Source organism: Subtercola frigoramans, assembly GCF_016907385.1.
GTDB lineage: Bacteria > Actinomycetota > Actinomycetes > Actinomycetales > Microbacteriaceae > Subtercola > Subtercola frigoramans.
In genome coordinates this window covers 3392699-3405172 of the sequence record NZ_JAFBBU010000001.1, presented here as the reverse complement: position 1 = coordinate 3405172, position 12474 = coordinate 3392699, and the positions used below count along the sequence as shown (strand labels likewise).

The window sequence follows — 12474 nt, the reverse complement described above, 5'->3', positions numbered from 1 at the left end:
GCGGAGGCTCGAACAATCACGTATGTGAAACGGCCCCGGCCAAAGACTGCCCGGGTTCAGCAAAAGTCAATCGCAAATGTATTGACCGCTTTGCCATGCAAATGAAAAAACCCGGAAAGAACCATGCCCGATTACTCAAAGAAGCCCGCCACCGGCGGCAACAAGTATTCCAAGAGCCCCGGCACAGGCGGCTCATCCGCTGGTGCACGCAGCGCCGGCCACAGAGGCTACAAGCCTGCCGAAGCAGGGGCCCCGAAGAAGGCCCGCTGGAACGCAGACGAGCGCGCTACACGCGGAGCAGCTCCCACCAACCGTGGTGAGCGCCCCAACTGGGAGCCGCGCGCAGCGACCCCCACTCGCGAAAGCAACTACAGCGACCGTGGCGCCCGTTCGGAGCGTCCGGCATACGGTGACCGCGGCGCATCCACCGGTCGTCCCTCGTACGGCGACCGCAATGCTTCGGGCGCAGGCCGCACCGAGCGTCCCTCCTACGGTGACCGCCCGGCTCGCAGCAATGACCGCCCGTCGTACGGCGACCGCAACTCGAGCTCCGACCGCGGAGCTTCGACGGGTCGCCCCTCCTACGGTGACCGCGGAGCTTCGACGGGTCGCCCCTCCTACGGTGACCGCAACTCGAGCTCCGACCGTGGAGCATCCACCGGTCGCCCCTCCTACGGTGACCGTGGAGCATCCACCGGCCGTCCCTCCTACGGCGACCGCAACGCTTCCGGCGCTAGCCGTTCCGAGCGCCCCTCCTATGGCGACCGTTCCTCCTCGTCGAGTGAGCGTCCCTCCTACGGTGACCGCCCGGCGCGCAGCAACGACCGCCCGTCGTACGGTGACCGCAACTCGAGCTCCGACCGTGGAGCTTCGACGGGTCGCCCCTCCTACGGTGACCGTGGAGCATCCAGCGGCCGTCCCTCCTACGGTGACCGCCCCGAGCGCACCTCGAGCGATCGCCCCTCGTACGGCGATCGTGGCGCAGCACGCACCGAGCGCCCGTCCTACGGTGACCGCCCCGCTCGTACCGAGCGCCCGTCTTATGGCGATCGCCCCGCTCGCACGGAGCGCCCCGCCTACGGTGACCGCCCCGAGCGCACTTCGAGTGAGCGCCCTTCGTACGGCGATCGCCCGGCCCGCACCGAGCGCCCCTCGTACGCTGACCGCCCGGCTCGCACCTCGAGCGACCGCCCCGCGCGTTCGTTCGACGACCGCCGCGACTCCAACACCGACCGCGCCAGCCGTGGCAGCGACTTCTACCCGAAGCGCGAGAACAACGGCTACAGCGACGGTGCAGGCACCGCAGCAGCAGCCCGGTTCGGTGCGCAGGATGATGTTGTCCTCGAGCGTCTCGAAGCAGAAGTGACCACCGCATCCGACGTCGTCGACAAGACGTTCGGCGACCTCGGCCTGGGTGACAACATCACCCGCCAGCTCGCTGCAATGGGTGCCCCGAGTCCCTTCCCGATCCAGGCCGCAACCATCCCCGACGTTCTCGCCGGCAAGGATGTCCTCGGTCGCGGAAAGACCGGCTCCGGCAAGACGATCGCCTTCGGCGCTCCGCTGGTCGAGCGCCTCATGGAGAACGAGGGAGCCAAGGGGCGCAAGCCCGGCCGCCTGCCTCGCGCCCTGATCCTCGCCCCGACGCGTGAGCTCGCGATGCAGATCGACCGCACCGTGCAGCCGATCGCCCGTTCGGTCGGCCTGTTCACCACTCCGATCTTCGGTGGTGTGCCGCAGTACAAGCAGGTCTCAGCCCTGCAGCGCGGAACCGACATCATCATCGCGACCCCCGGCCGCCTCGAAGACCTCGTCGAGCAGGGTCGCCTCGACCTCTCGCAGGTCAAGATCGTCGTTCTCGACGAGGCCGACCACATGTGCGACCTCGGGTTCCTCGAGCCCGTGCAGCGCATCCTGCGCCTGACCTCGCCGAAGAGCCAGAAGCTGCTCTTCTCCGCGACCCTCGACAAGGGTGTCGCCCAGCTCGTCAACGAGTTCCTCGTCGAGCCGGCCGTGCATGAGGTCGCCGGTGAAGACCAGGCCTCTTCGACGATCGACCACCGCGTGCTGCTCATCGAGCAGCGCGACAAGCGTGCGATCATCGAGCAGCTCGCTTCAGGTGAAGGCAAGACGCTGATCTTCGCCCGCACCCGTGCGTTCGCAGAAGAACTCGCCGACCAGCTCGACGGTGCCGGCATTCCGTCGACGTCGTTGCACGGTGACCTCAACCAGGCCCGCCGTACGCGCAACCTTCAGCTGCTCACGAGCGGCCGGGTCAACGTTCTCGTTGCGACCGACGTTGCGGCACGTGGCATCCATGTCGACGACATCAACCTGGTCATTCAGGCCGACGCCCCCGACGAGTACAAGACCTACCTGCACCGCTCGGGCCGTACGGGCCGCGCGGGCAAGCAGGGCACGGTCGTGACGCTCATCTCGAAGTCACGTCGTCGCCGCATGGACGAGCTGCTCGGCCGCGCCGACATCGAGGCCACCATGGTGCCCGCCGCTCCCGGCGACCGCCTCATCGACGACCTGCAGAGCGCCGGCGTCTAGCCCTAGCTGACCAACCGACCTGACGCGACACGCCCCTTGGGATTCATCCTGAGGGCGTGTCGCGTCATTTCGTGGGGCGTGCCGCCCGCCCGTCGCCGCATCGAACTGACGCGACACGCCCTCTCGATCCATAAAGTGGGCGTGTCGCGTCAGTTCGATGCGGGACTCCGACTGGCTGGGCCTGGCGAAGGGGGGGCGGATGCCCGGCAGAGCTCGGGGCGTCAGTTGGTTGACGGGTCGACGTCTGGCCCTGTGCCGTCGGGCCCGGCTGATTTCGCTCGGCGGCGTGTGATCCAGTTCTCGACGACGCCCGTGGGGACGAGCAACAGCAGGCCCCAGACGCCGACGCCCGGCACGGTGATGGCGAGCACGAACGCGATGACCATCGCAATTGACGGCACGATGGCACCGACCAGGCTCAGGGTGCCCCGCACACTCTCGAGCTGGAGTTCTGGTGTGCGGTAGATAAGCACCTGCTGCGCCAACCCCGACAGGCTCGTCACCAGCATCGTGCCGATGTAGAGGCCGGAGGTGAGCGGGTTGGTGGCTGCGTTCCGCTGGCCGAGCAGCTCGGTGGGGAACGGCAGGAACACGATGGTCAGCAGCCACAGGAAGTTCAGCCACACCAACGGGATCGTGTAACCATCGATCGACCGGTAGAGCTGGTGATGGATCAGCCAGAACCGCGCTATCACCGCGAAGCTCAACACGAACAGGAACAGCTGTTCCGAGTTCTCCTGCAGGAACTCCGCCGGCGTCGCTGAGCCGAGATTGCCGGCCGAGTCTGCGAGTGGCAGGATGAGCAGCGTCACCGCGATCGCAATGACGGCATCGCTCAGATTGACGAGCCGGTCGTATCCGCGTCTGATGACCATGCAGCCATTATCGTCGGTGCTGGGAAGGCAGCGTTCGGATGATCAGCGAACGGAATTCACGATCATCCGTCGCCCCGACCAGAGCACGAGCACCACGATGATGCCGGCGAAGGTCACGAGTACGGGCTGCATCGGCGCGAACGCCACGGCTATTCCGATGCCGAGCACAGGAACGGCGAGGCCTGCGTAGGCGACGAGGAACAATCCGGCGAGGACCTCGCCGCGATGTTCCGCCGGTGCAAGCCGGGCGGCGACGCCTACGGCCCCGCGGAAGAGGATGCCCACCCCGGCCCCGGCGATGATGCCACCGACAACGAACAGCGCGAAGCTGGGGGCCAGTACGCCTGCTGCGAGCACCACCAGGCCGGCGACCATCAGAATGACGGCGAGAATGAGCTGTCGCCGCGCACTGACTCTGGCAAACACGACCTGGGCTGTTGCCGCAGACGCGAACACCGAGAAGACGACGGCGCCGGCAGTGAGGTGGCCCGAAACATTCAGGATTCCGGAGACGAAAGCCGGAGCGAGGGAGGTGAAGAGGCCGAAGATCGAGAAGGCACCGAAGGCGGCCACCGCAGCAGCAGAGAAAACGGGCCGCGATTCCGCGGGAAGCGAGATGCGCTGGGGGCGGTAGGCAGGCCGCTCCGCGGCGATCACGACCGTCTCGGGCACCAGCACGACACCCAGTGCGGCGATCACCAACAGGATCAGGAAGACCACGTAGGGCACGACCAGAGGCGTCGCGACGAACTGCGCGATGGCGCCCGAGACCAGTGCGCCGAGCCCGATGCCGCCGATGTTCGCGATGCCGGCGACGGTCGGGGCCGACCCCGGAGTGCCATCGGCCCGTGCCGCCGAGCGGAGCTCTGAGAGGTGTGCGGTCGCTGTGGCTGTCAGAACCCCGACGCCGAGACCACTGATGAGCCGCGCGACGATCAGTCCTGCGACGTCTGACCAGAACAGGAAGAGCACCGCCGCGACGATCTGCAGCAGCACAGCGACCAGGATCACAGGCCGTCGACCCAGCCAGTCGCTGACGTGCCCGGCCAGGTACAGGCTCAACATGACGCCGATCGCGTAGGCGGCGAAGATCACGGTGATCAGGAACGTCGCAAAGCCGTCGCGTTGCTGGTAGAGCGAGTAGAGCGGGGTCGGCACGGTCGAGAAGGCCATCACCGTGAGGAAGGCGAAGGCGATGACCCAGAATCCGACGGAATGGCTGAGCCTCCGCCGGGTGCGAGGCGCTTGAGTGCTGCGTGCTGAACTGCGTGTGCTGGCTGTGCTTGATGTGCTGATGACGCCCGATGGGGTTCCTGTGCTCATACGACCAGAATCCTCCTTGAAATTCATCGTGTCCAACGAATGATTTGCCTTACAGCTATGTGAATACCCGATCAATCGCCACACTAGGGAGTATGGAATCGCGTCAACTCGAATACTTTCTCGCCGTCGCCGATGAACTCAACTTCACCCGCGCAGCGCAGGCCCTTTTCGCGGTGCAGTCGACCGTCTCTGCAGGGATCAAGGCCCTTGAACTCGAGCTCGGATGCACGCTGTTCGTCAGATCGACCAGAAACGTCGAGCTGACCCCCGTTGGTGAGTCGCTCGTGCCTGAGGCTCGCGCCGCGCTCGAGGCCATCGCCCGCGTGCGCACGACGGCCGGAGCCGTGGGGTCGGGGCTGCGGGGCCGATTGCGGGTCGGCATCTTTACCAATCTCGAAGTCATCGACTTTCCGCGCCTCCTGGCGGAGTTCCGAGCGGAACACCCCCTGGTCGAACTCTCTCTCACGGCATCGCCGGCAGGCTCCACCGGTCTCGCCGACGACGTGCGGTTCGGGCGGATCGACGTTGCGCTGATGGGGCTGCCAGCCTCTGAGCTTCGAGGGCTGACGCTCACCTCTCTTGTGAGGACGCGGTTCAGCGCAGTGGTTCCGCTCGGGCATCCCCTCGCTGGAGAACCCTCGGTGACCCTCGAACGACTGTCGCAGGAACTCTTCGTCGATACACCTCGAGGGTTCGGCAACCGAGTGATTCTCGACCGGGCGTTCGAAGCCCGGGGTTTGGTGCGCCGCGTCACCACCGAGGTCGGCGAGATCAGCGCCGTTGAGGGATTTGTCGCTGCCGGGCTCGGCATCGCCGTGCTGCCCGACGGGATCACCTCGCCGCGTGAAGGCACGGTGATCGTGCCACTCGCAGGAGAGCCCATCGAATGGGAACTGAGTCTCGCCCGGCGAGCCACTCCCCGGCCCAGTCCCGCGGTCGCAGCGTTCCTCGACCTCGCGACCAAGCGGCCCACCTACCGCCTCGACGAGGCGACAGGCAGGGACTGACGACGACGCCGCTGCGTGCGACGCCCCACCGCCCTGCCACCCCGCCGAGAAGCCGCCCGTGCATTGTTAGTGTTGCGTGAGCGGCGCACGTGGTCTCCCTGGCCGCCACCCGCAGAGAAAGCAGAGCCAGTCATGTCACGCCAGTTCGTCGACCTCAGCCACACCATCACCGAAGGGCTCGTGACCTACCCGGGCCTGCCCGTGCCGACGTTCGAGCCGCACCTCACCCGCGAAGACTCGCGTTCGCACTACGCTCCCGGCACCGAATTCCGCATGGACATCATCCGGATGATCGGCAACACCGGCACGTACCTCGACAGCCCGTTCCACCGCTACGAGGGTGGCGGAGACCTGTCGACGCTCGCACTCGAGACCCTCGCGGAGCTGCCCGCTGTCGTGTACCAGTTCCCGGGCGTCGCTGGCACCCCCACCGCCGGCCCGTCGCCCGAAGACCAGTCGGAGCCGGGCTTCGATGGCCGGGGCATCACCGCCGATGCGTTCGGCACCGAAGACCTGCGGGGCACCGCTGTGCTGCTCAGCACGGGGTGGGATGCCTACTTCGCCACGCCCGAGTATCTCCTGGGCGCCCCGTACCTCACCGAAGGCGGGGCCCGAGCGCTGGTCGAGCGCGGCGTCGCGCTCGTCGGCATCGATTCGCTCAACATCGACAACACCGAGGGTACGGGAGCGCGGCCAGCACATTCGCTGCTGCTGGATGCGGGCATCCATGTCGTCGAACACCTCACGAACCTCGGCGGGCTACCGTTCCGAGGCGCGCGTTTCACGGCGGTGCCGCCGAAGGTCGCCGGCTTCGGCACGTTCCCCGTGCGGGCATTCGCCACAGTGGATGGCCCGGCCTGAAGACCCGTCGGTTGAGCAGCGACTCAGTCGCGTATCGAAGCCCCCACGCGACCGGGTTTCGATACGCCGGGCTTTGCCCGGCTACTCAACCAGCGCGAGTGTGTTTCGCCGGTTGAGTAGCGCGTAGCGCGTATCGAAGCCCCCACACGATGGGGTTTCGACGCCGTGCTTCGCCCGGCTACTCAACCAGCGCGTAGGCTCGAACGTGTGACCCGCGACACCGAAGAAGCCGAGCAGGGAATCTTCGGGCGGCGCTTCCGCTGGGTGACCGTCGGCATGCTCACGCTCATCCTGCTCTCGGCGTTCGAGGCGCTCGCCGTGACCACGGTGATGCCGACGATCAGTGCCGAGCTCGACGGGGCCACGCTCTACGCCCTCGCCTTCTCCGGCCCGCTCGCAATCGGCGTGGTGGGCATGGTGGTGGCCGGCAACTGGTCTGACCGAGCAGGCCCCAAGCGGGCGCTCTACACCTCGGTTGCGTGCTTCGGCGGTGGGCTGGTGATCGCCGGTCTCGCGTACTCCATGCCGGTACTCGTCATCGGTCGCCTCATCTCTGGCTTGGGCGGAGGCGGGATGACGGTTGCGCTCTTCGTGCTTGTAGCCCGGGTGTTCCCGACGCGATTGCACCCGAAGGTGTTCGCCGCCTTCGCCGCGGCGTGGGTAGTGCCTTCTCTCGTCGGGCCGCTGATCGGTGGCATCGTTGCGCAGACCGTCGGTTGGCGGTGGGTCTTTCTCGGCGTCGTCGTGCTTGTCGTTCTGGCTGCCGCGATGGTCGTCCCCGTGATGGGGCAGTTCCCGACCGTCGTCACAGGCCAACCGTGGAAGGTCTCACGCATTCTCTGGTCGCTTGTGGCGGCCGCGGCCGTGCTCGCAGCGAGCCTTGCAGGCCAGGTGAGCGGGCCCCTGGTGTGGGTCGTCGCCGTGGGGGCCGTCGTGGTGGCGATCGTGGCATTGCGGCCGCTGCTGCCGCCCGGGGCACTCAGGGCTGCGGCCGGGCTCCCCACGATCATCGTTCTCCGCGGACTTGTCGCCGGCGCCTACTTCGCCACCGAGACGTACCTGCCGTACTTCTTCACGAGCCAGTATGGGCTCACGCCGGCCGTTGCGGGGCTCGCCCTGTCGGTTGCGGGGGTGTCGTGGGCTGGCGCCTCGTGGGCGCAGGGCAAGTACTCGGAGCGCATCAGCGACGTGGCGAGCATCCGGCTCGGAATCGGGTTGGTGCTGCTCGCCGTACTGGCAGTGCTCGGATGCTCGGTCTGGGGTCTGCCGCCGGCCATCGCCATTGTCGGCTGGCTCTTCGCCGGTGCGGGCATGGGGGCGATGTATCCGCGTCTGTCGGTGGCGATGCTGCGGCTCTCGACGCCGTCGAATCAGGGGTTCAACTCCTCGGCGCTCTCGATCTCGGACTCGACGGGGGCGGCGATCGCCCTCGCGCTGACGGCGGCCATCTTCGTGTCACTCGGATTCACCGGCTGCTTCGTGCTGTCGGCTGTGCTCGCCATGTTCGCCCTGAGTCTGGCCGGTCGCGCCAAGAGCTGACGCCAGCGCCGTGGCAGCTGTGCTGCCTCGGTTGGCTCGAATGCGACACGCCCAAGCGGTCGCAATGTCAGTGGCAAAAGTTATCCTCAGAGGAGCAGCTCGAGGTTATCCACAGGTGGCTTCAGTCGGGCGTGTTTCCGCGGAATTACCTGTGCGCAATGCTTGTTGAATAGATGTGGAAACTCTTCGATTCCTGTGGATAATTACACGCGTGTAACTACTTCATCTAGGGGTCTGTTCAGAAGCTGACAACTAGATGTAGTGTTGAACTCCCGTCACCGGATTTATGAGAAAGGCGCCGATTCCATGGCAATTACGGTCTACACGAAGCCCTCCTGCGTACAGTGCACCGCAACCTATCGCGCCCTCGAGAACAAGGGTCTCGAATTCGAGATCTTCGACGTCTCGGTTGACGAGAAGGCCCTCGCCGCCGTCAAGGAGCTGGGCTACCTCCAGGCTCCCGTCGTCATCACCGACGACGACCACTGGTCGGGCTTCCGCCCCGACAAGATCGCTGAACTGGCTGCTCGCGTAGCCTGAGTCCATAGAGCGCCTGCCCCCGTCAGGTGCTCCGGGCCTGTGCTGATCGGCATCGCAGAGAGGCTTAATGATGACGAACCTCGTCTATTTCTCGAGTGTCTCCGGCAACACACACCGGTTCATCGAGCGGCTGGGGAAACCCGCTCACCGAATCCCGATCTACGCCAAAGACCCGGCTCTGAGCGTCGATGAGCCCTACGTTCTTGTGCTGCCGACCTACGGCGGCGGATCAACCGGGGGAGCAGTACCCAAGCAGGTCATCCACTTTCTCAACGACGCCCACAACCGGTCGCTGATCAGAGGTGTGATCGCTGCAGGCAACACGAATTTCGGTGAGGCGTACGGCCTCGCAGGCGACATCGTTGCACAGAAGTGCAAGGTGCCCGCCCTCTATCGCTTTGAAGTATTCGGTACCCCAGACGACCTCGAGGCCGTCACCACAGGATTGGAAGAATTTTGGAAAGCACACTGATCGAGGCGCCGGCCGCAGTCTCGGCGCTCGACTATCACTCGCTGAACGCGATGCTGAATCTGTACGACGCCGACGGCAAGATCCAGTTCGACAAAGACAAAGAGGCGGCGAAGCAGTACTTCCTGCAGCACGTCAACCAGAACACCGTCTTCTTCCACAACCTGAAGGAGCGCCTCGACTACCTGGTCGAGAAGGAGTACTACGAGCAGGCAGTGCTCGACCAGTACACGTTCGAGTTCATCCAGAAGCTCAACGACCTCGCATACTCGAAGAAGTTCCGTTTCGAGACCTTCCTCGGGGCGTTCAAGTACTACACCTCGTACACGCTGAAGACGTTCGACGGCAAGCGTTACCTCGAGCGGTTCGAAGACCGTGTCGTCATGACGGCCCTCGGTCTGGCCGATGGCGATGAGACCCTCGCCGTCAATCTCGTCGAAGAGATCATTGGCGGCCGTTTCCAGCCGGCAACGCCGACCTTCCTCAACACGGGTAAGGCGCAGCGCGGCGAGCTCGTCTCCTGCTTCCTGCTGCGCATCGAAGACAACATGGAGTCGATCTCCCGGGCGATCAACTCCTCGCTGCAGTTGTCCAAGCGCGGCGGCGGTGTCGCCCTGCTGCTGTCGAACATCCGTGAAGCCGGTGCTCCGATCAAGCAGATCGAGAACCAGTCGTCGGGCATCATTCCTGTGATGAAGCTGCTCGAAGACTCCTTCAGCTACGCCAACCAGCTCGGTGCCCGCCAGGGTGCGGGTGCCGTCTACCTCTCGGCGCACCACCCCGACATTCTGCGCTTCCTCGACACCAAGCGTGAGAACGCCGATGAGAAGATCCGCATCAAGACGCTGTCGCTCGGCGTTGTCGTGCCCGACATCACCTTCGAGCTCGCGAAGAACGACGAAGACATGTACCTGTTCTCGCCGTACGACGTCGAGCGTGTCTACGGTGTGCCGTTCGGCGACATCTCGGTGACCGAGAAGTACCGCGAGATGGTCGACGACCCGCGCATCCGCAAGTCGAAGATCAAGGCGCGCGAGTTCTTCCAGACGCTGGCCGAGATCCAGTTCGAGTCGGGCTACCCGTACATCATGTACGAAGACACCGTCAACAAGGCGAACCCCATCAAGGGCCGCATCAACATGTCGAACCTGTGCTCGGAGATCCTGCAGGTCAACACCCCGACGAGCTACAACGAAGACCTGTCGTACGACCACATCGGCAAAGACATCTCGTGCAACCTCGGCTCGCTGAACATCGCGCGCACGATGGATTCGCCGGACTTCGGCCTCACCGTCGAGACGGCCATCCGCGGCCTCACCTCGGTGTCGAACCAGAGCCACATCTCGTCAGTGCGCTCGATCGAGTCGGGCAACGACCGCTCGCACGCCATCGGTCTCGGCCAGATGAACCTGCACGGGTACCTCGCTCGTGAGCGTGTGTTCTACGGCAGTGAAGAGGGCATCGACTTCACGAACATCTACTTCTACACCGTGCTGTTCCACGCGCTGCGTGCCTCGAACCGCATTGCGATCGAGCGTGGCGAGGTGTTCGACGGTTTCGCCGATTCGACGTACGCGTCGGGTGAGTTCTTCGACAAGTACACCTCTGCGGTCTGGGTACCGTCGACGGTGAAGGTCGCGTCGCTCTTCGACAACGCCTCGATCCACATCCCGACGCAGGCCGACTGGGAGGAGCTCAAGGCCTCTGTGCAGGCCCACGGTATCTACAACCAGAACCTGCAGGCCGTGCCCCCGACAGGCTCGATCTCCTACATCAACAACTCGACGGCCTCGATTCACCCGATCGCCTCGAAGATCGAGATCCGCAAAGAGGGCAAGATCGGTCGCGTGTACTACCCGGCCGCGTACCTGACGAACGACAACCTCGAGTACTACCAGGACGCGTACGAGATCGGCTACGAGAAGGTCATCGACACGTATGCGGCTGCGACCCAGCACGTCGACCAGGGCCTCTCCCTGACGCTGTTCTTCAAGGACACGGCGACGACCCGCGACATCAACCGCGCACAGATCTACGCGTGGAAGAAGGGCATCAAGACGATCTACTACATTCGTCTGCGCCAGATGGCTCTCGAGGGCACCGAGGTCGAGGGCTGCGTCAGCTGTGCTTTGTAGTACCAGCGCTGGTTGAGTAGCGACGAAGTCGCGTATCGAAATCACCGTACCCTTGCGCATCGATGCTGGTCTGGTACTCCCAGCTTCGCGCTACCCAGCAATTCACCGTGACGAGAAGAAGAGAAGAAGAGACCGTGGCTGAGAAGCTCAGACTTGCCAACAATGTGCAGGCCATCAACTGGAACAGAATCCAAGACGACAAAGACGTCGAGGTGTGGAACAGGCTCGTCAACAACTTCTGGTTGCCCGAGAAGGTGCCGCTCTCGAACGATGTCCAGTCGTGGAACACGCTGACTCCCGCCGAACAGCAGCTCACCATGCGCGTGTTCACAGGGCTGACGCTGCTCGACACCATCCAGGGCACTGTCGGTGCGGTCAGCCTCATTCCTGACGCGATCACGCCGCACGAAGAAGCGGTGTATACGAATATCGCCTTCATGGAGTCGGTGCACGCAAAGTCGTACTCGTCGATCTTCTCGACGCTGTCGAACACCAAAGACATCGACGAGGCGTTCCGCTGGTCGACCGAGAACCCGAACCTTCAGAAGAAGGCCGACATCGTTCTCGACGACTACCGCGGCAATGACCCGTTGAAGCGCAAGGTCGCCTCGACGTTGCTCGAGTCGTTCCTCTTCTACTCGGGGTTCTACCTGCCGATGTACTGGTCGTCCCGCGCGAAGCTGACGAACACGGCAGACCTGATCCGCCTCATCATTCGAGACGAAGCAGTCCACGGCTACTACATCGGCTACAAGTTCCAGCGTGGGCTCGAGCGGGTCGACCAGGCCAAGCGCGACGAGATCAAGGACTTCACGTTCTCGCTCGTCTACGACCTCTACGAGAATGAGGCGCAGTACACGCAGGATCTCTACGACGAGGTCGGCCTGACCGAAGACGTCAAGAAATTCCTGCACTACAACGCCAACAAGGCACTGATGAACCTCGGCTACGAGCCGATGTTCCCGAAGAGCGTGACCGATGTGAACCCGGCGATCCTCTCTGCCCTGTCGCCGAACGCTGACGAGAACCACGACTTCTTCTCCGGCAGTGGTTCGTCGTACGTCATCGGCAAGGCCGTCAACACCGAAGACGAGGACTGGGACTTCTAAGATCCACGTTGCCGACTCTCTGAGCCGACGCTCCCCACCTGCGAAAGACCGCGATTTCAG

General features: G+C 64.4%; 10 protein-coding genes. 8 read left to right on the top strand and 2 right to left on the bottom strand.

The features are described from left to right. Positions 1-123 precede the first annotated feature (123 nt). Positions 124-2556: a DEAD/DEAH box helicase gene (locus JOE66_RS15730; protein ID WP_205111036.1), complete on the top strand. Its 2433-nt coding sequence runs from the start codon at positions 124-126 to the stop codon at positions 2554-2556. A 221-nt stretch (positions 2557-2777) separates the two neighbouring features. Here JOE66_RS15730 and JOE66_RS15725 read toward each other — a convergent pair whose 3' ends face one another. Further along, the gene (locus JOE66_RS15725; protein ID WP_205111035.1) at positions 2778-3431 is read right to left on the bottom strand and encodes a TMEM175 family protein; all 654 of its coding nucleotides are present in this window, start codon (positions 3429-3431) and stop codon (positions 2778-2780) included. Positions 3432-3473: 42 nt separating this feature from the next. After that, positions 3474-4754: an MFS transporter gene (locus JOE66_RS15720; RefSeq protein ID WP_205111034.1), complete on the bottom strand. Its 1281-nt coding sequence runs from the start codon at positions 4752-4754 to the stop codon at positions 3474-3476. A 92-nt stretch (positions 4755-4846) separates the two neighbouring features. On the opposite strand from JOE66_RS15720, the gene JOE66_RS15715 reads away from it, so the two are divergent. From JOE66_RS15715 to nrdF, 7 genes are all read left to right on the top strand, one after another. Beyond that, positions 4847-5761: a LysR family transcriptional regulator gene (locus tag JOE66_RS15715; RefSeq protein ID WP_205111033.1), complete on the top strand. Its 915-nt coding sequence runs from the start codon at positions 4847-4849 to the stop codon at positions 5759-5761. 132 nt (positions 5762-5893) lie between these two features. Next, a complete protein-coding gene (locus JOE66_RS15710; RefSeq protein ID WP_205111031.1) occupies positions 5894-6622 on the top strand; it encodes a cyclase family protein in 729 nt (242 codons plus the stop codon). Positions 6623-6829: 207 nt separating this feature from the next. Beyond that, positions 6830-8161 carry an MFS transporter gene (locus tag JOE66_RS15705; RefSeq protein WP_307827240.1) on the top strand — a complete coding sequence of 444 codons (1332 nt, stop codon included), beginning with the start codon at positions 6830-6832 and terminating at the stop codon, positions 8159-8161. 306 nt (positions 8162-8467) lie between these two features. Then, positions 8468-8701, top strand: a complete 234-nt coding sequence (gene nrdH / locus JOE66_RS15700) for a glutaredoxin-like protein NrdH (protein ID WP_188672494.1) — start codon at positions 8468-8470, stop codon at positions 8699-8701. A gap of 70 nt (positions 8702-8771) precedes the next feature. Continuing rightward, positions 8772-9173: a class Ib ribonucleoside-diphosphate reductase assembly flavoprotein NrdI gene (gene nrdI, locus JOE66_RS15695; RefSeq protein ID WP_205112107.1), complete on the top strand. Its 402-nt coding sequence runs from the start codon at positions 8772-8774 to the stop codon at positions 9171-9173. Next, positions 9158-11305 (top strand): class 1b ribonucleoside-diphosphate reductase subunit alpha, encoded by a 2148-nt coding sequence (gene nrdE / locus JOE66_RS15690; RefSeq protein WP_275576824.1) that lies wholly within the window; start codon positions 9158-9160, stop codon positions 11303-11305. Before nrdI ends, nrdE begins: the two co-directional genes overlap by 16 nt. A 134-nt stretch (positions 11306-11439) precedes the next feature. Continuing rightward, positions 11440-12414, top strand: coding sequence for a class 1b ribonucleoside-diphosphate reductase subunit beta (nrdF, locus tag JOE66_RS15685; protein ID WP_205111029.1), 975 nt, complete (start codon positions 11440-11442; stop codon positions 12412-12414). Positions 12415-12474 lie beyond the last annotated feature (60 nt).